General features: G+C 72.3%; 16 protein-coding genes and 2 pseudogenes. 10 read left to right on the forward strand and 8 right to left on the reverse strand.

Annotated elements, in window-relative coordinates; all coding sequences use genetic code 11:
• The first annotated feature begins 90 nt into the window (after nucleotides 1–90).
• Nucleotides 91–966, forward strand: coding sequence for a universal stress protein (locus tag ACTWJ9_RS30590; RefSeq protein WP_443295000.1), 876 nt, complete (start codon nucleotides 91–93; stop codon nucleotides 964–966).
• Between the two features lie 42 nt (nucleotides 967–1,008).
• Here the strand turns inward: ACTWJ9_RS30590 and ACTWJ9_RS30595 are convergent, their stop codons facing one another.
• Nucleotides 1,009–3,372 (reverse strand): heavy metal translocating P-type ATPase, encoded by a 2,364-nt coding sequence (locus tag ACTWJ9_RS30595; RefSeq protein WP_388708971.1) that lies wholly within the window; start codon nucleotides 3,370–3,372, stop codon nucleotides 1,009–1,011.
• A 771-nt stretch (nucleotides 3,373–4,143) separates the two neighbouring features.
• Here ACTWJ9_RS30595 and ACTWJ9_RS30600 point away from each other — a divergent pair.
• Both ACTWJ9_RS30600 and ACTWJ9_RS30605 read left to right on the forward strand, forming a co-directional pair.
• On the forward strand, nucleotides 4,144–4,587 hold the full coding sequence (locus ACTWJ9_RS30600; protein WP_279337528.1) for a universal stress protein: 444 nt from the start codon (nucleotides 4,144–4,146) through the stop codon (nucleotides 4,585–4,587).
• Between the two features lie 60 nt (nucleotides 4,588–4,647).
• Entirely contained in the window at nucleotides 4,648–5,205 is a 558-nt protein-coding gene (locus ACTWJ9_RS30605; protein ID WP_443295001.1) for a CBS domain-containing protein, read from the forward strand.
• A 111-nt stretch (nucleotides 5,206–5,316) separates the two neighbouring features.
• On the opposite strand, the gene ppdK is transcribed toward ACTWJ9_RS30605, so the two are convergent.
• Nucleotides 5,317–8,022 carry a pyruvate, phosphate dikinase gene (gene ppdK, locus ACTWJ9_RS30610; RefSeq protein ID WP_443295002.1) on the reverse strand — a complete coding sequence of 902 codons (2,706 nt, stop codon included), beginning with the start codon at nucleotides 8,020–8,022 and terminating at the stop codon, nucleotides 5,317–5,319.
• Between the two features lie 494 nt (nucleotides 8,023–8,516).
• A pseudogene (locus tag ACTWJ9_RS30615) lies at nucleotides 8,517–8,688 on the reverse strand (IS256 family transposase); the annotation flags it as partial.
• A 105-nt stretch (nucleotides 8,689–8,793) separates the two neighbouring features.
• Between ACTWJ9_RS30615 and ACTWJ9_RS30620 the strand changes: the two are divergent.
• Nucleotides 8,794–9,666, forward strand: coding sequence for a universal stress protein (locus ACTWJ9_RS30620; protein ID WP_387039937.1), 873 nt, complete (start codon nucleotides 8,794–8,796; stop codon nucleotides 9,664–9,666).
• Nucleotides 9,667–9,723: 57 nt separating this feature from the next.
• Nucleotides 9,724–12,123, forward strand: coding sequence for a glycoside hydrolase family 65 protein (locus tag ACTWJ9_RS30625; protein ID WP_387039933.1), 2,400 nt, complete (start codon nucleotides 9,724–9,726; stop codon nucleotides 12,121–12,123).
• Nucleotides 12,124–12,558: 435 nt separating this feature from the next.
• Here ACTWJ9_RS30625 and ACTWJ9_RS30630 read toward each other — a convergent pair whose 3' ends face one another.
• Nucleotides 12,559–13,500: a helix-turn-helix transcriptional regulator gene (locus tag ACTWJ9_RS30630; RefSeq protein ID WP_279337533.1), complete on the reverse strand. Its 942-nt coding sequence runs from the start codon at nucleotides 13,498–13,500 to the stop codon at nucleotides 12,559–12,561.
• Nucleotides 13,501–13,615: 115 nt separating this feature from the next.
• On the opposite strand from ACTWJ9_RS30630, the gene ACTWJ9_RS30635 reads away from it, so the two are divergent.
• Nucleotides 13,616–13,975 carry a VOC family protein gene (locus ACTWJ9_RS30635; RefSeq protein ID WP_279337534.1) on the forward strand — a complete coding sequence of 120 codons (360 nt, stop codon included), beginning with the start codon at nucleotides 13,616–13,618 and terminating at the stop codon, nucleotides 13,973–13,975.
• Between the two features lie 423 nt (nucleotides 13,976–14,398).
• On the opposite strand, the gene ACTWJ9_RS30640 is transcribed toward ACTWJ9_RS30635, so the two are convergent.
• Together ACTWJ9_RS30640 and ACTWJ9_RS30645 are read right to left on the reverse strand one after the other, a co-directional pair.
• Entirely contained in the window at nucleotides 14,399–15,202 is an 804-nt protein-coding gene (locus ACTWJ9_RS30640) for an SAM-dependent methyltransferase (protein WP_443295003.1), read from the reverse strand.
• A 326-nt stretch (nucleotides 15,203–15,528) separates the two neighbouring features.
• Nucleotides 15,529–16,290: an SDR family NAD(P)-dependent oxidoreductase gene (locus ACTWJ9_RS30645; RefSeq protein WP_387039931.1), complete on the reverse strand. Its 762-nt coding sequence runs from the start codon at nucleotides 16,288–16,290 to the stop codon at nucleotides 15,529–15,531.
• A gap of 140 nt (nucleotides 16,291–16,430) precedes the next feature.
• On the opposite strand from ACTWJ9_RS30645, the gene ACTWJ9_RS30650 reads away from it, so the two are divergent.
• The gene (locus ACTWJ9_RS30650) at nucleotides 16,431–17,057 is read left to right on the forward strand and encodes a TetR/AcrR family transcriptional regulator (RefSeq protein ID WP_279337538.1); all 627 of its coding nucleotides are present in this window, start codon (nucleotides 16,431–16,433) and stop codon (nucleotides 17,055–17,057) included.
• Nucleotides 17,058–17,242: 185 nt separating this feature from the next.
• On the opposite strand, the gene ACTWJ9_RS30655 is transcribed toward ACTWJ9_RS30650, so the two are convergent.
• Nucleotides 17,243–18,835, reverse strand: coding sequence for a Na+/H+ antiporter (locus ACTWJ9_RS30655; RefSeq protein ID WP_279337539.1), 1,593 nt, complete (start codon nucleotides 18,833–18,835; stop codon nucleotides 17,243–17,245).
• Nucleotides 18,836–18,895: 60 nt separating this feature from the next.
• Here ACTWJ9_RS30655 and ACTWJ9_RS30660 point away from each other — a divergent pair, with 60 nt between their 5' ends.
• Nucleotides 18,896–19,156, forward strand: coding sequence for a UBP-type zinc finger domain-containing protein (locus tag ACTWJ9_RS30660; RefSeq protein WP_279337540.1), 261 nt, complete (start codon nucleotides 18,896–18,898; stop codon nucleotides 19,154–19,156).
• 79 nt (nucleotides 19,157–19,235) lie between these two features.
• On the opposite strand, the gene ACTWJ9_RS30665 is transcribed toward ACTWJ9_RS30660, so the two are convergent.
• Entirely contained in the window at nucleotides 19,236–20,099 is an 864-nt protein-coding gene (locus ACTWJ9_RS30665) for a RecB family exonuclease (protein ID WP_279337541.1), read from the reverse strand.
• A 284-nt stretch (nucleotides 20,100–20,383) separates the two neighbouring features.
• On the opposite strand from ACTWJ9_RS30665, the gene ruvA reads away from it, so the two are divergent.
• Together ruvA and ACTWJ9_RS30675 are read left to right on the forward strand one after the other, a co-directional pair.
• Nucleotides 20,384–21,010, forward strand: coding sequence for a Holliday junction branch migration protein RuvA (ruvA, locus tag ACTWJ9_RS30670; protein ID WP_443295004.1), 627 nt, complete (start codon nucleotides 20,384–20,386; stop codon nucleotides 21,008–21,010).
• A gap of 14 nt (nucleotides 21,011–21,024) precedes the next feature.
• Nucleotides 21,025–21,309: pseudogene (locus ACTWJ9_RS30675) on the forward strand (Holliday junction branch migration DNA helicase RuvB); the annotation flags it as partial.
• Nucleotides 21,310–21,351: the final 42 nt, after the last annotated feature.

Here is a 21,351-nt window from a genome sequence, read left to right on the forward strand (position 1 = left end):
TCGGGCGCACCCGGTAGCCCCTGTTCCGAACGTCGCTTCCCGCGTGACGCTGGTGGCGAGGGGGAAGGCCTTGTTCTGGAGGTGTATGTCATGCTGTCGCCCGTTGTCGTCGGCGTCGACGGTTCCGCCGAAAGCCTGGCAGCCGCCGAGTGGGCGGCCCACGAGGCCGTGCGCCGCGGGCGGGCCCTGCGGCTGCTGCACGCGCGCAGCTGGCACCCGGACCAGGAGCGGGCGGAGAGCGCGCAGGCGAGCGAGCGGCACCTGGCGCGGCGGGTCCTGCGGGAGGCGGAGGACCGCGTCCGCGCCGTGTGCCCCGAGGTGCCGTTGCACGCCGAGCAGGTCGCGGGACCGGCGACCGCCGCCCTGGTGGAGGCGGCGGACGGCGCCGACCTGCTGGTGCTGGGCTCGCGCGGGCTGGGGCGCGTCACCGGTCTGCTCCTGGGGTCGGTCGCGCTCGGCGTGGTGGCGAAGGCCACCCGGCCCGTCGTCCTGGTACGGGCCGGTACGGCCGGGGCAGAGCAGGCGGCCGGCACCGGGCGGCGGGACGTGGTCCTCGGCGTCGACGTCACGGAACCGTGCGACGAGGTGATCGCGTTCGCCTTCGCGGCGGCCCGCCTGCGGCACGCGCGGCTGAGGGTCCTGCACGCCTGGCGCGTGCCCGGCCCGCTCACCCTGGGCCCCGGCGAGGTGGGCCTGGTGGGCGGTCCGCAGCGGGCCGAGGAGTGGCTGGGCTTCCTGTCCGCCGTGCTCCAGGTGTGGCGCGAGAAGTACCCCGAGGTCGAGGTGGTGGAGACGACGGTGGAGGCCGAGCCGTCCGGAGCCCTTCTGAAGGCGGCGTCCGGAGCGGAACTGCTGGTCGTCGGCCACCGGCTCACCGACCGGCCGAAGGTCTCGCGCACCGGCCCGGTCACCCACGCCGTGATCCACGACGTCGGCTGCCCGGTGGTGATCGTGCCGCACGACTGACGGGGGCCGGCCCACGGGTCGACCGAGGGGGCATGCCCACGGTCAGGGAGCCAGGGAGAAGTAGTTCTCCTCCTCCTGCGTGAAGTGCAGCCGCAGCACGGTGTGCAGACCGTACAGGCAGGCGCGCAGGTCCTCGAGCTGCTCGGACTTCAGCGCGCCCTGTGCTTCGGCGAGTGCCACGTGGGTGGCCACCCGCCCGGAGAGCCGTTCGATCTCGGCGTGGGCGCGGCTCATGGTCGCCGTCGCCTCGGGGCCGCCGAGTGTGGGTCCGAGAGCCGGATAGAGCTGGTGCTCCTCGGCGTACTCGTGCGGCAGCAGCCGCTCGATGAGCAGCCGGTTCACCTCGCGTACCAATTCCAGGGCCTGCGCTTCCTGGCCGGGAGCCGAGAGCCGGGCCGCCGCGTCGCGCACGGCCTGCAACACGTCCTGCAGGTCCTCGTGCTCGGCCGCGAAACGGTGGATCAGGGCCTCGGCGGCGGGTTCCAGGGCGGGCCGGGCCCCTTGGTCCACGCGCAGGGCGCGCAGCGCGTTGAGGATGACCGCCACGTCGATTGCCTCCTGCAACAGGGCACCCACCGTCGGCGGCAGCAGTCCCATGGCGGCCGCGCCCATGGCAGCCAGGGACAGCAGCATGCCTCCGAGGGCGCTCTGCACGGCGATGCGGCGCGCCCGTACCGCGATCGACGTGGCGTCGGCCAGCCGGTCCACGCGGTCGGTGGTGAGGACGATGTCCGCGGCCTCGGAGGAGGCGGTGGAACCCCGTGCCCCCATCGCCACGCCGACGTCCGCGGCGGCGAGCGCGGGCGCGTCGTTCACCCCGTCGCCGACCATGACGGTGACGGCACGCCGGCGTTCCGCGCGGACCTCGGCCACCTTGTCCGCCGGGGTCAGTTCGGCCCGTACGCCGTCGAGTCCGAGGACGGCGGCGAGCTCGCGGGCGGGCTCGGGCCGGTCGCCGGTGAGCATCACGATCCGCTCCATGCCCGCCGTACGCAGCCGTCGCAGGGTCCGCGGCGCGTCGTGGCGCAGTGGATCACGCAGCAGGACGGCCCCCACCGGGAGGCCGTCGACGGTGAGCCAGGCGACGGCGGCCCCGTCCAACAGCGCCCGGTTCTCCGCCGCCCGCGCCCAGTCCGGGACCGGCGTACCGGGCTCCAGGCGGCCGACGGTCACCCTGCGGCCCTCGACCACGCCGTGCGCGCCCCGGCCGGCCTCCTCCGACACGTCCGTCGCCACCGACGGCTCCAGCTCGCGCTCATGGGCCGCGTCGACGATGGCGTGGGCCAGGACGTGTGGCGAGTACTGGTCGACGGTGGCCGCCAGCCGCAACACCTCGGCGGGTTTCCAGCCGGGGCCCGCGGTCACATCGAGAACGCGCGGGCGACCGCCGGTCAGGGTGCCGGTCTTGTCGAGCAGCAGCGTTCGGGCCCGTCCCAGGCGCTCCAGGGCGCCACCGTCCCGGACCACCACACCCAGCCGGGACGCCCGGGACAGTCCGGAGACGATCGCCACCGGGGCGGCGAGCAGCAGCGGGCAGGGAGTGGCGACCACCAGCACCGCGACGGCCCGCACTGCGGAGCCGCTGAACAGCCAGGCCAGCCCTGCGACCGCCACCGAGAGAGGCAGGAACCACGCCGCGTAGCGGTCGGCCAGGCGGACGACCGGGGCCGCCTCCGCACCCGCCTGCCGGGCCAGCCGCACGATCCCGGCATAGGTGCTGTCCTGCTCGGTCGCGGTGGCCCGCAACTCGAAGGCCCCGCCCGCGTTGACGACTCCGCTGCGCACGGTGTGCCCGGACCCCCGCTCCACCGGCGCCGACTCGCCCGTGAGTACCGACTCGTCGAGGACGGCCGCCGGGCCCACCACCTGCCCGTCGACCGGAACGACCTCGCCCGCGCCGACGACGAGCAGGTCCCCCACGGCGACTTCGGCGAGGGGGACCGGGCGGACCTCGGTGCCGGTGCGTCGGCGGGCGGTGCGGGGCGCGTGCGCGAGCAGCGCACGCAGGTCACGGGAGGCACGCCGCTGGGCGGTGGCCTCCAGTGCGCGGCCGGTGGCCAGCATCAGACCGATCAGCGCACCGGCGAGGTACTCGCCGACGGCCAGGGTGCCGCCGAGTGCCAGGACCGCGATGAGGTCCACACCGGCGTGACCGCGCCGCAGCGAGGTCAGAACCCAGCCGACCGCGGGGACGACGGCGGAAGCCGTGCCCAGAGCCCAGCACAGATCGGCGGCGTCGGTGTCGCCCAGCAGCCAGAGAACGCCCCCCGCCGTCAGCGCCGAGGCCGTGACGGCCAGGAGAGCGGGTTCGAGCCAGGATGCCGCCGTCTGCGCCGAGGCAGGTCCGGGCACCGGCTTCTCCCTGCCGGCCCGGTGGGAACGGCCGGCGCGGTTGACGTGACCCATGGCAGTCCTCACCGTCGGCGGGCTCGCGGCGTGGAGCAGCCGGCAACGACGCCACCTGCCCGGTCGGCCGCGTGCGTACTCTCCTCTCCTCGCGTCCAGGATCCGACGATTCATCGGGCGGATCCAGGGCCGCATGGCCCCATGCTCCTCGCCTGGCCTCCGGCCCGCCACGCCCAGGGTCCGTCACGGTGCTCCTCGTCGGAAAGCCAGGGGCAGCGTGCAGTCGGCCGGATCGGGCGATGGCGGGTACGCGTGGGTGCGGTGGGCGACCCGGGTGAGGAGAGCACTCCCCCCGCCCGGCTCCCGTACCTGCCTGGTCAGGGCCTGGGCGGCGGCAGGCCGGCCGCCGCGGGTGCCGCAGGTACCACCGCCGTCGTGCATCGTGAACGCCGTGGGGCAGCGCTCCGCTCGATCTCCGTCCTCGATCCGGAGGTCTCCTGGAGGGCGCGCCCCCGACCAGCACCACGAGCGCACCCCCACCCCAGCCGAAGGAGACCCGTGACGAACGCGGCGCCCGGCCGCAGCCGTGCCCGAACGGCAGTGAGCAGGTCGCGGCATGCTCCGATCTGAGGGCTGACGGGTGACGGCTCTTGGCTGAACGCGTGAGGGCGTGGGATCCGACCGGACGACCCGCTTTGCGTACGGCGACGCACCGCCGTCCGTCATGCCGCCGGATGCGCACCTCTGGCGCTGTGGCGACGGCTCCCGCAGCGTGGAGAGCAGGGGCGGACCGGCGCGGTGGGCACGTACGCTGAAGGAGAGGTGGGACGCATGGACAAAGATGCCTCCGAACGCCGGGTGGTGGTCGGTGTCGACGGGTCGCAGTCCTCGTACGAGGCTCTGCGCTGGGCCGTGCGCTACGCCGGTCTCGTCGGCGGCACCGTGGACGCGATCGCGGTGTGGGAGCTGCCGGGCCTGTACGGCTGGTCGGCGCCCGCCGTGGACATGGACGTCGACGAGGACGAGACCCGGCAGAAGATGAGCCGGGAGCTGACCGACGTGCTCGGCGCGGACACGGCCGACTCGGTCCGGACCCGTGTGGTGCACGGCAATCCCGCCGACGTTCTGCTGCGGGCCGCCGAAGGAGCCGAGGTCCTGGTCGTCGGCAGCCGGGGCAGGGGCGGATTCGCGCGCGCACTGCTCGGCTCCGTCAGCCAGCACGTGTCCCAGCACGCGAGCTGCCCGGTGGTGATCGTGCGCTCCGAGAAGCAGTGACCCCGAAGCAGTGACCTGCGGCCCGGTACGGTGCAGGGCCCCAGGTCACCGGAACGCCGCGTGGACCTCCTGCTCGCTCGCTTCGCGGGACACGGTCAGCAACTCGTCGCCGGGGAGCAACCGCACCTCGGGGCCGGGGACCGTGGGCCGGCCGCCGCGGTCACCGCGGAGGAACCGGTGATCACCCCGGCCGTGACCGTCACCGCCGACGTCCCCCTCGCCGGGGCCGCCCGCGTCATGACCCGGCAGCGGGTCGAGCCGTTGCCGGTGGTCGACGACGAAGCCATGGTGAAGGGCGTCGTCAGCCGTACCGGTCTGCTGGAGGTGTTCCTCCGCGACGACGAGGAGATCTCCAGGGAGATCAGCGCCGAGGTGGTCGCCGACCGGTTCCCGGTGCCGATGGAGCCGGTCCGTGTGGAGGTGTACGACGAAGTGGTCATCCTCTCCGGCCACGTTCCCGCCGCCCCCTCGTGCCGCTCGCTGTGCGTCTGCTCCGTGCCGTGGAAGGAGGCGTGCACGTGCCTGCGCGCTGTCGGCGCCGCACCGTCGCCCGGCTCTCGACCCGGATCTCCCGGACGACGGAGAACTCCGACGGCCACCACAGGCCCCAGCGGGTGATGACCACCTGACCGGGCCCAGCAGGGCCCGGTGAGGGGCCGATCGGCCCACGACCTGCACCACGGGTGCGCGGCCGGTGCGCTGCAGCCCGACGAGACACTTCACACCGGTTCACCTGCTGTCGCTTATATCGGCCTCCTCCAACGCTGCCCGCCCGGCCTCCAACCGTGCCACCGGAACCCGGAACGGCGAGCAGGAGACGTAGTCCAGGCCGGCGGCGTGGAAGAAGTGAACCGATTCGGGGTCGCCGCCGTGTTCGCCGCACACACCGATCTTCAGCTCCGGCCGGGTGGTGCGGCCCTCGGCGACCGCGATCCCGACGAGCCGGCCCACGCCGTCCTGGTCGATCGTCTCGAACGGGGAGGTGGGGAAGACACCCTTGTCGAGATAGGCGGAGAAGAACTCCGCCTCGACGTCGTCGCGGGAGAACCCCCACGTGGTCTGGGTCAGGTCATTGGTGCCGAAGGAGAAGAACTCCGCCTCCTCGGCGATCCGGCCCGCCGTCAGCGCCGCCCTGGGCAGCTCGATCATGGTCCCGACGGGGCAGGTGACGGGGACGCCGGACGCCTCGGAGACCTCGGCGAGCACCCGCTGCACCTCCTCGCGCACGATCCGCAGTTCCCGCACGTCCCCGACGAGCGGGACCATGATCTCCGCCTGGGGAGCGCCGTCGGCCCGGGTGCGTTCGGCGACGGCCTCGCCGATGGCCCGTACCTGCATGGCGACCAGGCCGGGAACCACCAGACCGAGGCGCACGCCCCGCAGCCCGAGCATCGGGTTCTCCTCGTGCATCCGGTTCACCGCGGCCAGCAGTTCGACGTCGCGCGCGACCGGCAGGTCGCCGCGCGCCTCGGCCGCGGCGATCCGCACCGCGAGTTCTGTCCGGTCGGGCAGGAACTCGTGCAGCGGCGGGTCCAGCAGGCGAATGGTGACCGGAAGGCCGTCCATCGCCTCGAGGATGCCGACGAAGTCCTGACGCTGGAGCGGCAGCAACGCCGCCAGAGCCCCGTGGCGTTCGGTGTCCGAGCGCGCCAGGATCATCTCCTCGACAAGCTTGCGGCGCTCGCCGAGGAACATGTGCTCGGTGCGGCACAGCCCGATGCCCTGAGCACCGAACCGGCGGGCTCGCACGGCGTCCTCAGGGGTGTCGGCGTTGGCCCGCACCTCCAGCCGCCGGACGGTGTCGGCCCGGGCCAGGGCGCGCGCCACCGCGTCGACCACCCCGGCTGATCCCTCGCCGGTGTCGCCGGTGTCGCCGGTCTCCAGGAACCGCATGACCGCCGAGTCGACGAGGGGCACCGACCCCGGATACACGGCACCGGCGGAGCCGTCCACGGAGATGACCGTGCCCTCTTCGACGACGGTGCCGTCAGGGGCGGTGAAGCGCTGGGCCTCCGTGTCCACCTCGAGATCCTCGGCGCCGCACACGCAGACTTTGCCCATGCCGCGGGCGACCACGGCCGCATGGCTGGTCTTGCCGCCGCGGCTGGTGAGTACGGCCTGGGCGGCGATCATGCCGGGCAGGTCGTCGGGGGTCGTCTCCTGGCGGACCAGGATCACCTTCTCGCCGGCCGCGGCACGTCGTACGGCCTCCGCCGAGTGGAAGACGGCCGCTCCGACCGCGGCACCCGGAGACGCCGGGAGGCCGCGGGCGAGCGGATCTCCGTTCCCCGAGGTGTCGAAGCGTGGGAACATGAGCCGGGTCAGTCCCTCGCCGCTCACCCGGGCAAGGCTCTCGTCCGGGGTGATGAGTCCCTCGTCGGTGAGGGCGGCGGCAAGGGCGAAGGACGCCTCGGCGGTGCGCTTGCCGACCCGGGTCTGGAGCATCCACAGCGTGCCGCGCTCGATGGTGAACTCGATGTCGCACAGATCGCGGTAGTGCCGCTCCAGCGTCCGCATGTGGGCGCACAGCCGGGCGTACGACGTGGGGTCCAGCCGCTCCAGCTCGCTCAGGGGCACGGTGTTGCGGATGCCGGCGACGACATCCTCACCCTGGGCGTTGGACAGGTAGTCGCCGTACGGTCCGGGGTGCCCGGTGGCCGGGTCACGGGTGAAGGCGACGCCGCTGCCGGAGTCGGAGCCGAGGTTGCCGAAGACCATGCGCTGCACGCTGACGGCGGTGCCCAGATCGTCGGGGATGTGCTCGCGCCGGCGGTACAGGCGTGCCCGCTCCCCGTTCCAGGACTCGAAGACGGCCAGGATCGCCCGGTGCAGTTGCTCGGCGGGAGACTGCGGGAAGCTCTCACCGGTTTCCCGACGGATCACGGTCTTGTACGTCTCCACCAGCTCGGCGAGGTCACCGGCATCCAGGTGCATGTCGTCCGGGGCGCCACGCAGGTCCTTGAGCTCGGCCATGGCCTGCTCGAACAGGGCGGCGTCGACACCCATGACCGTGCTGCCGAACATCTGGACGAGGCGGCGGTAGGAGTCCCAGGCGAAGCGTTCGCTGCCGGAGACCTTGGCCAGGCCCAGGACGGAGTCGTCGTTCAGCCCGATGTCGAGGATCGTCTCCATCATGCCGGGCATGGAGAAGCGGGCCCCTGAGCGGACGGACAGCAGCAGCGGGTCGTCCCGCTGTCCCAGCCGTCGGCCTGCGGCCTTCTCGACGGCCTTCAAGTAGTCGGAGACCTCCCGCGACATGCCCATGGGCTCGCCCCCGGTGGTGAGGAAGGCCCGGCAGGCCTCGGTGGTGATGACGAAACCCGGCGGGACCGGCAGCCCGAGCCGTGTCATCTCGGCCAGGTTCGAGCCCTTGCCGCCGAGCAGGCCGACCATCTCACGACCGCCCTCGGTGAAGTCGTACACGTAACGGACCATGACACCGTCCTCCTCCGTCAGGGGCCTGATGTGTCCAGCGTCCGACCGCGGGGCCCCTGGTGGGAGGTGCCGGCAGGCCCGGGCAAGGGGGGCCGTTGGGCCCCGACATCGCCCGCTGACGGTGCTCCCTGACGAAAAGGAGGGGGCGGGCGAAGATCCGTGCAAGGGCTGTGCGGCCTCTGGGCATCCACCTCGGCGGGGAAGAGGTTCGAGGGCGTCAGGAGCACCGGAAGCGATCCGGGGCCGAGAGGGATGCACGATGCCTCGCAACCTGGGTAGGGGGAGTCGCCGGATCCTCCGGGAATCCGGCGGCCGCACACCGGGTGGCCCGGGAGGCTCTGCGCCGTGCACCGGGCACGACTGGGCCGAGCAGACCGTCCGGGGGTCGTCCACAGCGGCTGCGCAACCCGTCCCGGGCCACGGATCGCCGACCCCCCTCGGGTACGACCAGCCGGTCGCCGCCGCAGAGGACAGTACCCAGGAGAGGGCCGTCGCTCCCGGCGAGGAACGGGTCGCCTCGGGGCTCGCATCGTGCGGATCGTCGCGGCCACCATCTCGCCGGAGTCCTTCGGGATCACCGCGAAGACATCGCGCAGGAAGTCAGGAAGTCAGGAAGTGAACGCGACACCGCCGGTGGGCGGCGCCGAGCACGACCTCGCGGACGGCCTGATTCCCCGGGTGCCGGGTCCGGAGGTCGCGGCGGGCCGTGGGCAGTGCGACGGTATGGGCAGGGAGTCTCGTGAGCGGCAGGACGGGAAGGCGGTGGTGACCATGGAACTCTCGCTGGTGGTGGGGGTCGACGGTTCGGATCCCAGCCTGGAGGCGGTGGACTGGGCGGTGGAGGAGGCGGCGCGGCACAAGCTTCCTCTGCGGTTGGTCCATGCCTCGCTGTGGGAGCGGTACGAAGGAGGCGTCCCGTCCTTCGGACGGGAGCGTCCCGCCGAAGCCGTCCTTGCCCAGCACATCGTCGCCTCCGGAGCGGAACGGGCCCGGCAGCGCCGCCCGGAGGTCAAGGTGTCGAGCGATGTGCTCCCCGACGACCCCGTGTCGGCGCTGCTGGCGGCCGGACAGGAGGCGTGGTCCCTGGTCACGGGCTCCCGCGGGCGCGGTGAGTTGGCCGGGCTGACGCTGGGGTCGGTCGGTCTCGCGGTGGCCGCTCGCGCGATGTGCCCGGTCATCGTGGTCCGTGGCGGGGAACGGAACCGGCAGGGAGCCTTCGGACGGGTGGTGGTCGGGGTGGGCGACCTGCCCCACGGTCCGGGTGCGGTGCGGTTCGCCTTCCGCGAGGCCGAGGTGCGCGGCTCGGCCCTGGAGGCCGTGCGGGCCTGGCGCAGTCCGGCTCCTGAGCACGCGGACCCCCACCGCGCGGACGACGGCAGGCCCGCGCCCGAGGAACGGGCGTCGGCCGGCCTCGCCGAGGCGTTGAGTGAAGCGGCACGGGAACACCCGGACGTCGACGTACGCCGCACACCGGTCGAAGGTCCCGCCCACAAGGTCCTCCTGGAGGCATCGGCCGATGCCGACCTGATCGTCGTCGGAGCCCTGCGGCGGCACGGCCACTTCGGTCTCCAGCTCGGCAGGGTCGCCCACACCTTGCTGCACCACGCCGAGTGCCCGGTCGCCGTCGTTCCGCAACGGGGCTGAGCCCGAGGGGCGTCGTACTCCTGCACGGTCCGGCAAGGAGAGATGCGAGGGCGGCCGATGTCGGAGTGGACGTGGGAGTACGAGGGGTACGACCCCGCCGCCGAGCGGTTGCGGGAATCGCTCTGCACGCTCGGCAACGGCTACTTCGCCACCCGTGGCGCGGTGCCCGAGTGCAGGGCGGGCCTGGTGCACTGCCCGGGGACCTACGCGGCCGGGTGTTACAACCGCCTCGAGTCGACCGTGGCGGGGCGCCAGGTCGCCAACGAGGACATGGTCAACCTCCCGAACTGGCTGCCGCTGCGTTTTCGTCTGCGTTCCCGGGGAGGGACATGGGGGCCGTGGCTCACCCCGGACTCCACAGCCCTGCTCGACCACCGGCAGGTCCTGGATCTGCGCGGGGCCGTGCTCATCCGTACCTCGCGCTACCGGGACGACGCCGCGAGAGCGCTCCGGGTGGAACAGATCCGCCTGGTGCACATGGGGGACCCGCATCTGGCGGCGCTGCGGACGGTACTCACCGCCGAGGACTGGACGGGAGACGTCGAGGTCGAGTCCGCCCTCGACGGCGATGTGATCAACGCCAACGTCCACCGTTACCGGTCTCTCAACCGGCACCACCTGGCCCGCGTACGGACCGGCGTGCGGGAGCCCGGGACGGTGTGGCTGCGCTGCCGGACCAGCACCTCGGACATCGGGATCGCCATGGCCGCCCGGAGTGCCGTCGTGGGGCTGCCCGCGTCCTCCTCACAGCTGCGTCCCGACCGGCACCGCGCGGTCCACCGCCTGGTGATCCCGATCGGTCCGGGCCGGCCCGTCGAGGTCGAGAAGACCGTGGCGCTGCACACCTCACGCGACACGGCGATCGCCGACCCGCTCGAGGCTGCCGTCGACCGGGTGACCGAGGCATCGGACTTCGCCGCCCTGCTGCACTCCCACGTCGCCGCCTGGAAGCGGCTGTGGCGGCGCGCGGAGGTCCGGGTGCCCGGCGAGGCGGGCCGCATCCTGCGCCTGCACCTGTTCCACGTGCTGCAGACGCTGTCACCGCACACCGCGGACCTGGACGTGGGAGTGCCGGCCCGGGGACTGCACGGCGAGGCCTACCGCGGGCACGTCTTCTGGGACGAACTGTTCGTGCTGCCGTATCTGAACCTGCACTTCCCGGAGGTCTCCCGGGCACTGCTGACCTACCGCCACCGGCGCCTGCCGCAGGCGTGCCGGGCGGCGGCCGCGGCCGGCCGGACGGGGGCGATGTACCCGTGGCAGAGCGGCAGCGACGGCCGTGAGGAGACCCAGGAGCTGCATCTGAACCCCCGCTCGGGCCGCTGGCTGCCGGATCACTCCCGGCTCCAGCACCATGTGGGCTCGGCGATCGCGTACAACGTGTGGCAGTACTGCGAGGCCAGCGGCGACACGGAGTTCCTGCACACCAAGGGCGCGGAGATGCTGCTGCAGATCGCCCGCTTCTGGGCGGACACGGCGGTCCACGACCCGGAGTCGAACCGTTATCGCATTCGTGGGGTGGTCGGCCCCGACGAGTACCACGACGGTTACCCGGGCTCCTCCCGGCCCGGCCTGGACGACAACACGTACACCAATGTCACCGCCGCCTGGGTCATCACCCGCGCCCTGGACCTCGTACGGCGGCTTCCCGCGTGGCGCAGGGAGGAGCTGTTCGAGCACGTGTGCCTGGACCGTGACCAGCTCCCCAGGTGGGAGGAGGTGTCCCGGCGGTTGCGGGTGCCCTACCACCAGGGCGTGATCAGCCAGTTCGAGGGCTACGGCGACCTCGCCGAGCTGGACTGGGACGGCTACCGCGCCCGGTACGACAGCATCCGCAGACTGGACCGGATCCTCGAGGCCGAGGGAGACTCGGCCAACCGCTACAAGGCCTCCAAACAGGCCGACGTCCTCATGCTCGGCTATCTCTTCTCGCCCACGGAACTGCAGCGGTTGTTCCGGCGGCTGGGGTACGCGATGGACGACGCGATCTGGCGCGGGACCGTCGACTACTACCTCCGGCGCACCAGCCACGGCTCCACCCTCAGCGAACTCGTCCACGGCTGGGTCCTCGCCCGGGCCAGACGGGCGGAGGCGTGGCAGTACTTCCATGAGGCCCTCGAGTCGGACGTCGCCGACGTCCAGGGCGGCACGACCGGCGAAGGCGTCCACCTCGGCGCCATGGCGGGGACCCTCGACCTCGTCCAGCGCTGCCTGACCGGACTGGAGACCCGCGAGGACGCCCTGTGGCTCGACCCGGTGCCGCTTCCGGCGCTGTCCGAGTACGGGTTCTCCCTGCGCTACCGCGGTCACTGGGGCATCAGCCTGCGGCGCCACAGCGGGCAGCTGGAACTCGGCGTACCGGACTCGGAGGAATCGCCGGTCCGCGTGGTGCTCGCCGACCGAGCCGTCACCATCGCTCCCGGAGAGACCTGCACGCTCCAGCTGCCGCCGAGCTGATCGGTGCCGCCGACGGGAGAAGCCCGAGGTGCCCTCACGAGCCGCCGGAGCCCACGCCGCCGGCCGGGCGGCAGGGGCGCGGCGTACTCGGACGGACGCGACGCCGACCACGCCGATCACGGGGCGGACACCGTGGGTACGGAGCCCCGCACCGCGGACCGACACGGACACCCCGCCGGGCCGGGACAGCGCGAACGCTTCTTTGTGGGAAGGCGTACCGGTCAGGGAGCCAGGGAGAAACAGTCCTCCTCCAGGGTTCGCAGAACCGCCCGGTGCCCCAGCGGTCCTTCGCTGTCGGAGCCGCCGAACAGGCGGAGAGCCAGAACGAAGCAGACCACCGCGCGGGCCGGGAGAAGCCTGCGGCGGCGCCCGCTCTTCCGGTCGACTCCAGTACTTCGTCGACCCGTGGACGGCCCGCCGCGTGAAAGCGCGAGGCTAGTCGTACCGGCGAAGGGTCCGTGTCGCGAGCTCGCGGATCCGGTCACGGGCTTCGGGGGGATCGGTCACGGTGAGGTCGTCCGCGAAGGGCAGCAACTGGCGCACGTCCTCGATCTCCCGGCATGCCACCGTGATCGTGGCTTCCTCGCCTTCGTGGGACCGCACGGTCAGACGGGAACCGAGGATGCGCCTGGCGCGATCGAGCTGGCGGGCGGCGAGTCGTGCGTGTATCCGGACGGCATCGCTCGTCTCCCAGCGCGAGGTCAGTTCCGTCACCACGTCGGCGAGGGCCGTTCCGGGGCGCAACCGGCGCGGGGCGCGCATCGGTCGCCATTCGACAAGCCGTTCAAGGGCGTACAGCCGGGGAACTCCCGAGCGATCGGCGACGAGGTACCACCGGCCCGCTTTGGCCAGCAGGCCGTACGGATCGACGACCTGCCAGGCCGGCTCGACGTCCTCGGAACGCCGGTAGCGGATGCGCAGCCGCACACCGCGGCGTACGTCACCGACGACGGCGCTCGGATCGGCCCCCTCGGCGTCCCGGCCGAACCAGGGCCTGTTGTCGGTGGTGACGACAGCGCTGATCGGCAGTCGAGACGACGCCGGATGTCGCCGTGCCGCGACCTTCGCTCGGGCCCGGCGGCTCTCGGTACCGGCGCCCAGCTGGTGGCGCTGCTCGTCGTCCAGACCGTGGAGCACGAGATGGTCGCGCTCGGTCGGGGTGAGCCGCGAGGTGTCGAGCGCGCCACCGGGCAGCAGCGTCACCCCGCCCCAGCGGCCGCGCTCGACCAGTATCGGAAAGCCCGCCTCCTGCAGCCATCGCAGGTCCCGCAGCACGGTGCGCACCGAGACCCCGACCCGCTCCGCGAGAACGGCCGTGGTGATGACCTCGCGGGTCTGGAGGGCCAGCAACAGGGAGAAGAAGCGATCCGGGGTCATGACGCCGAGGTTCTCACGGGAACACGACAGGATCTGTCATGTATGACCGGCAGGCTCCTCTCGCCCGGACCGACCGGATCGTCCGGATCGACCGGCAGAACCGAAGGAGCCACTCATGGCAGTCCCGAACATGGTCATCGTCCACGTCTCCGACGCACCGGCGTCCGCCCGCTTCTACGCGGAACTGTTCGACATCGAGCCGAGCTTCGAAACGCCCAGGTTCATCTCGTTCCCCCTCACCGACGGGTTCGACCTGGCCCTGTGGAGCGGGGTCTCGGGCCATCTGACGGCGCCGCGCACCAGTGAACTGTGCGTGACCGTGAACGGCGGTCCCGAACAGATCGACCAGCAGTTCCGGGACTGGACGGCGAAGGGCGTCAAGACGGTGGAGGAACCCCACGACGAGGTGTTCGGCCGTACATTCGTCGTCGCCGACCCCGACGGCAACCTGATCCGGGTGGCACCCGTCGACTGACGCCCCCTGCCGGCGGCACGCGGCTCCGCGGTCCCCGACCGTCCCGGGGTTCGGCCGCGCACCCTGGCGGGCGGATTCGCCTGCACCGAGGCCGAGGGGACCACGCTGCGGATCGACGGAGCCGAGACCAGGCCCACCGACCCCGGGCCGACCGGCCCGGACGGGGGTGAGGACATCCCGCTTCCGGCTGCCGCCCGGGGGAGCGACCTTCCTTCACCCGGGCCAGGCCGGTGGGGGCGTGGTTGAGCCGGGCTTTCCTCCAGACCGGCAGGGTCGGCCGGACCAGGGTCCTGCGCGGGTGTCTCTCGCCCGCACGGAGGAGGGCGACGGGCAGGTCGCCCGCGTACGCGACCGCCCGGGCCGGGCGGGACCGACTGCCGGTCGCCCGGGTGCCTCCGTGGGACCACCGAGCGGCGGGGCGGGTCACCTCTTGACCGCGACACCGCACACGGAGACGTCGGCCGTGTCCTCCTCGGCCCGGTCGGCGTCCGGGCGCCAGGCGGTCGTGGACACGACCCCCGGCTCCACCGGATCCAGACCGGCGAAGAAGGAGGCGATCTCCTGCGGCGAGCGCAGGTGGTAGGTGTTGGCCGACTGCCCGTTGTAGACCCCGACCGCGGTGTTGAGCGCCTCGTTGGTGTTCGTGCCGTCGCTCAGGGCCAGGTAGCTGCCCGGGGGCAGGGCCGACATCAGCGTGCTCACCAGATCGGCGGGGCGCTCGGCGTCGGAGAGCTGCCCCATGACGCCCAGCATGGTCAGGGCGACCGGGCGGCTGAGGTCCAGGGTCTTCGCCGCCTCGGCGAGGATGTGTTCCGGGTCCCTGGCGTCGGCGTCGATGTAGGCGCAGGCGCCCTCGGTGCTGCTGGTGAGCAGGGCGTGGGCGTGCACCAGGACGAGGGGGTCGTTGTCGACGTACACGATGCGGCTCTCCGGCGCGATGCGCTGGGCCAGTTCGTGGGTGTTGTCGGCGGTGGGCAGTCCGCTCCCGATGTCGAGGAACTGGCGGACACCGGCCTCGCCCGCGAGGAAGCGCACGGCGCGCGCGAGGAACCTCCGCTGCAGCCGTGCGACGGCGGCGAACTCCGGAAAGGTCTTCAGGATGACCTCACCGGCCTCGCTGTCGACGGGGTAGTTGTCCTTGCCTCCCAGCAGGTAGTTCCAGACACGGGCGGAGTGCGGACGATCGGTCTGCAGCCTGTCCCTGACTTCTTCACGCGGGTGAGTCATGGGGAAAGCTTCACACAGAGCTGTGCATCCGTAGGTCAACTACCGTGATACCGGCTTGACTTCGCTCGGGCTGAGGAACGTCGCCAGGGCCGCGACGGCCCGCTGGTGGCCGGACATCCACAGCACCGTCAAAAGATACGGAACCCTTGGCGCAGCCAACCGGGGAAGGGGCGGGCATGGCGCGGACGAGGACCCGACGGGGCGCGGCCACGTCCAGCGAGCCATGGCCAAGCTGCATGCCCGGGACCGCGCCCGTGTCCCTCTGTACGAAACCGGAGCACTCCATGCGGCGCGAAGCGGCGGAGAACTGCTGCGGATGTGCTGTTTCAGACGGCGGACCAGCCGTCGTCGACCGGAAGGATCGCGCCGTTGACGTTGCTCGCGGCATCCGAGGCGAGGAACAGGATCACCGCCGCCTGCTCCTCGGGCTGCGAGACACGGCCGAGGTTGACGAAGTGCGGGCCCAGTGCCGCCGGACCGTGTGCCGTTCGATCGGCGTCCACCGTGATGGCGGTCGCGGTGCCGCCCGGGCAGATCGCGTTGGCACGGATGCCGTTCTTGCGGTACATCACCGCCAGCGACTTCGTCAGCCCCACCACACCGTGCTTGGCGGCCGTGTACGCGGCGCCCGCCGCGCTGCCGCGCAGGGAGGCCTCGGAGGCGGTGTTCACGATGGCGCCGCGTCCGGCGGCCAGCATGAGCGGCAGCACGGCACGGGTCAGCATGAAGGGCGCGGTGAGGTTGACCCGGATGAGCCGTTCCCATTCGGCGTCGCTCACGTCGGCCAGTGCCGACATGCCGTCCATGATCCCGGCGTTGTTGACCAGGACGTCGACGCCGCCGAACCGTTCCGCGGCCGTCGCCGTCACCCGATCGACGACGGTCTGTTCGCTCAGATCACCCGTGACGGCCACCGCCGTGCGGCCGGCCTTCTCGATCTCCTCGACGACCGCGGCGGCCCCCTCGGCATTGAGGTCCGCCACCACGACGCGGTCCCCCTGAGCGGCGAACGCGAGCGCGGCCGCACGTCCTATGCCGGATCCCGCTCCGGTGACGATCACGCTGCGTCCGTTCCGCTCGCCGGTCATGAAGTGCTCCGTCCAGTGAAGTGCCGACGCGGTGGACCGGTGTCGCACCGCGGCAGCAGCCTACTTCTTTATGTCTCTGAGTGACATAAAGTCTGTGTGGAGAATGGACGCACCATGGACCACCGCAGCCGGAGGGACGGATGACCGCATCCCGTGGACGGACGGGGCGCCCCCCGTTGACCGAGGAACGCAAGGCCGCCATCCGGCTGGAGATCGCCGGTGCCGCGGTCGACCTGTTCATCACCCAGGGCGTCGCCGCGACCACGGGTGAGCAGATCGGGCAGGCGGTCGGCGTCTCGGCGCGGACCGTCTGGCGCTACTTCCCCACCAAGGAGAGCTGCGTACGGCCGCTGCTGACGACCGGTGTCGACACGATCGCCACCGCCCTGCGGCGGTGGAGCCCCGGCAGGCCTCTGCAGGACGCCTTCGACCACCTGTGGACCACCGACGTGCTTCTGCCCGGACCGGACGTCGGCGCCCTGCTGCGCCTGGCCCGGACCGAACCGGGTCTGCGCGCCGTCTGGCTGCAGACGCACGACGAGGCGGAACCCGTCTTCTCGCGCGCCCTCGCCGAGCGGGCCGGACTGCCCGCCGATGACGTGCGGCCGGCCGTGTGGGCCGCGATGCTCAATGCCGCCCTGCGCGCGGCCGTCGAACACCACGCCTACCGAACGGCAGGGCCCGACACCGGTTCCGCGGCCGCCCGGGCCGACCTCGTGTCGACCGTACGGACCGCTCTGGCCGTCGCGGCGACCGGCATCGCCTGACCTCGTCAGGTACGCACTCCTTCCGTCCGTACGCGGGGGCATCGGGTCATGTCCACCGGAGCGGCCGTCGAAGACACCGCTCCAGCGGACGTGACCACCGCGTTCCGCGCGGGGCGCGGTCACGGCGGTTGCCGCAGGGGCACCCTTTCCCGTGAGCACGGGGAGCCGTTCTGTGGGGAGCCGTGCTATGCCGTCTCCCGGTAGGCCGCCGCCTCCTCCAGGTCCAGCCGCCGCAGCAGGGTGCGCAGCATCTCGTCGTCGAGGTAGCGGGCGTCGCGGAGTCTGACGAACACGTCACGCTCCGCGCTGATCATCTCCCGCGACAGCCGCCGGTAGGTGTCGTCCACGGACTCCCCGGTGACCGGGTTGGTCTGGCCCAGACGTTCCCAGACGGCGTTGCGGCGGCGCTCCAGGACGGTGCGCAGCCGGTCGGCGAGCGGGGCCGGAAGGGCGTTGCGCTCGTCGGACAGGAGCTCGTCCAGCCGCTGCTCGGCGATCCGCGAGGCCTGCGCCTGGGCGTTGGCCTCCGCGAGGGTCTCGGCCTGGACGTCGCGCCCGGGGAGCTTCAGCAGGCGGATCAGCGGGGGCAGCGTCAGCCCCTGCACCACCAGCGTGCCGATGACCGTGGTGAAGGTCAGGAAGAGCAGCAGGTTGCGCTGCGGGAAGCCGGTGCCGCCGGCGGTGAGCGGGATCGAGAAGGCGATGGCCAGCGAGACCACGCCGCGCATGCCGGCCCAGGCGATGACGAACGGCGACTTCCAGCCGGGTCTCCCCTCGCGTTCCCGGATCCGGGCCGACAGCAGCGGTGGCAGAAAGGTGGCCGGGTACACCCACACGAACCGCGCGACGACGACCACTGCGAAGACGGCCAGCGCGTACCAGAGGGCCTCGGCGCCCGCGTACTCCCCGAGTCCCCTGAGGACGATCGGCAGTTGCAGCCCGATGAGCGCGAACACGGCGGCCTCCAGGACGAACGCCACCATCTTCCACACCGCCTCCTCCTGGAGCCGGGTGGCGAAATCGACCTCCCACGCACGGTGTCCCAGGTAGAGCGCGACGACCACGACCGCGATGACCCCGGAGGCGTGCACCTGCTCGGCGGCGGCGTAGGCGACGAACGGGATCAGCAGGGAGAGCGTGTTCTGCAGCAGCGCCTCCTTCACATGGGTGCGCAGCCAGTGCAGCGGAACCATCAGCAGCAGACCGACCACGAGGCCGCCGAACGCCGCGAGCAGGAACTCGCCGATCCCCCCGGCCCAGGTCGTGCCCTCGCCGATGGCCGCCGCCAGGGCCACCCGGAACGCGGTGATCGCGGTGGCGTCGTTCAGCAGGGACTCGCCCTGGAGGATCGTGGTGATCCGGGACGGCAGTCCGACCCGGCGCGCCACCGCCGTCGCCGCGACCGCGTCCGGCGGGGCCACCACGGCACCGAACACCAGAGCCGCGGTGAGCGGCAGACCCGGCACGAGCAGGTACAGGGCCCAGCCGACGACGAGGGTCGCGAACAGCACGTACCCCACCGACAGCAGCGCGACCGGCCGCAACTGCGCCCGCAGACCGAGGTAGGAGCTGTCGGTGGCAGCCGTGTACAGCAGCGGGGGCAGGATGAGCGGAAGGACGATGTGCGGGTCGAGCGTGTAGACGGGCACACCGGGCACGTAGCTGACCGCGAGGCCGGCGGCGACCACCAGCAGCGGGGCCGGCACCGGAGTGCGTCTGGCGGCGGCGGAGAGCGTGGCACTGCCCGCCACCAGCAGCAACAGCGGCATCACGTCCATGCCGTGCCCACCTCCGAATCTCCGCGCAGCGATCCGTGCAACCGTCGTAATCTGGCCATCATGAAACAGTGCACGCACGCCGACGCGCTGCCGCTCCCGGAACCCGCCCCGCTCACCGAGACGTGTCCGGAGTGTCTGCGGGACGGCACGGATCCGGTGCAGTTGCGCCTGTGTCTCAGCTGCGGTCACATCGGCTGCTGCGACTCGTCGCTGGGACGGCACGCGACGGGGCACCACCGGGCGACGGGTCACCCCGTGATACGGACCCACGAGCCCGGAGAGAACTGGCGCTGGTGCTTCGTCGACCAGGTGCTCGTGTGACCGGAGGGTTCGACCGTCCGGTGTCCGGGTACGCCGATCCGGCGCACGCTCTTCCCGATGATCGTCAGCGGGAAGAGCGTCACGCCAGGGGATAGGGCGGCGGGGTGCCGCCGAACGCCGGGCAGAAGCTCTGATAGCCGCACCAGTCGCAGAGCCGACTCGGGCTGGGCTGCCACTCGCCCGTCGCCACCGCCTGCTGGATCGCCGCCCACAGCGCCTGCAGCTTCCGCTCCACCGCCCGCAGGTCCGCCTCGTCCGGGTCGTACGTCACCACGTCGCCGCTGCCCAGGTAGACCAACTGGAGGCGGCGCGGTACCACCCCGCGCCGCCTCCACAGGACCAGGGCGTAGAACTTCATCTGGAACATGGCCCGGTACTCGAAGTCCGGTGGGGGCGCCCGGCCGGTCTTGTAGTCCACCACGCGGATCTCACCGGTCGGGGCGACGTCCACCCGGTCGATGATCCCGCGCAGTTCGAGACCCGACTCCAGCACCGTCTCCACGTGCAGTTCGCGCCCGGCGGGCTCCAACCGGTTCGGGTCCTCCATCCGGAAGTACCGGTCGAGCAGCTGTTCCGCCTCGGCCAGCCAGGCGGCCAGCGACGCGCCGTCCGCGTCCTCCGGGAAGAGGCCGGCCAGCTCGGGCCGTCTGCTCAGCAGCCGCTCCCACTCCGGACGCAGCAACGCGCGGGCGCGGCCCGGGGTGCGCTGCCCGGCCGGCACGTCGAAGAGCCGCTCCAGCACCGCGTGCACCACGGCGCCCCGGGCCGCCGCCTCGTTCGGTGGCTCCGGCAGCTTGTCGATCACCCGGAGCCGGTAGCGCAGCGGGCAGGTCATGAAGTCGTCCGCACGCGAGGGCGACAGCGACGACGGCCTCCTCGGGGCGGACCGAGGTGTCGGGGGCGGGGCCGCGTCCGATGCGGCGGAACTCTCGGACGGAGGCATACTCCGACCCTACGCCGGGCCCTTCCCGAGTCCACCGGACCGGTTCCGAGGCGATCGGTCCGGACGGTTCCTGGCGGCCACGACCTTTCCTCGTACACCTGTTCGAGTTACCATGAAATCCTGGCCAGAGTGGACATATGGGGAAATGTGCACTTCATGGGCCGGGGCCCGCGGAAGATCTTCCCGTGTCCGCATCGGGCTCCGCAGACGGGGTCCGTCTGCGGAGCCCGATGCGCCCGGAGGGCCCGTCCCGCACCCGCACGACTTCAAAGGGGCACGATCCGATGATCGCCTTCGTCAGCGGCACGGTCGCCGCGCTCGCCCCCGACGCCGCGGTCGTCGAGGTCGGCGGCGTCGGCATGGCCGTCCAATGCACGCCCAACACGCTGTCCGCGTTCCGCATCGGCAGGCAGGCCAGGCTGGCCGTCTCCCTGGTGGTGCGCGAGGACTCGCTCACCCTGTACGGCTTCGCGGACGACGACGAGCGGCAGGTCTTCGAGCTGCTGCAGACCGCCAGCGGCGTGGGCCCGCGCCTGGCCCAGGCCATGCTCGCCGTGCACACCCCGGACGCGCTGCGCCGGGCGGTCGCCCAAGGCGACGAGAAGGCGCTCACCGCCGTGCCCGGCATCGGCAAGAGGGGTGCCCAGCGGCTGCTGCTGGAGCTCGCCGGCCGGCTCGGCGAGCCGGCCGGGGCCGCCGAGACCGGCCACCCGGCCGGCGCCGCCGCTCCCGCGCCCTGGAGCGAACAGCTGCGCGCGGCGCTCGTCGGCCTCGGGTACTCCGCGCACGAGGCCGAGGAGGCGATCGCGGCCGTCACCCCCGCCGCCGAGGCCGCCGCGGCCGACGGTGCCGCCCCGAGGGTGTCGCAGCTGCTGCGTGCCGCCCTGCGCACCCTGAACCGCGCCCGCTGAGAGGAGTGGACCGCATGACCCGGGACGAAGCCGAAACCGCCGCCCTCATCGGACGGCTCGTCAGCCCCGCCGCGGAGCGGTTGGTGGGGTCTGTCGCCGACGGGGAGGACCAGGCCGTCGAGGCCGCCCTGCGGCCCAAGGACCTGGACGAGTTCATCGGCCAGGAGAAGGTCCGCGAGCAGCTCGACCTGGTGCTGCGCGCCGCCCGCGCGCGGGGTGCCACCGCCGACCACGTGCTGCTGTCCGGCGCCCCCGGTCTCGGCAAGACCACCCTCTCCATAGGTGCTGCATGCTCCTTAGTCAAAGCTCTTGTTAACCTTAGCAATACGTAACTGAACGAA

The sequence above is a fragment of the Streptomyces sp. GDS52 genome, from assembly GCF_052246875.1.
Classification (GTDB): Bacteria; Actinomycetota; Actinomycetes; order Streptomycetales; family Streptomycetaceae; genus Streptomyces; species Streptomyces cathayae.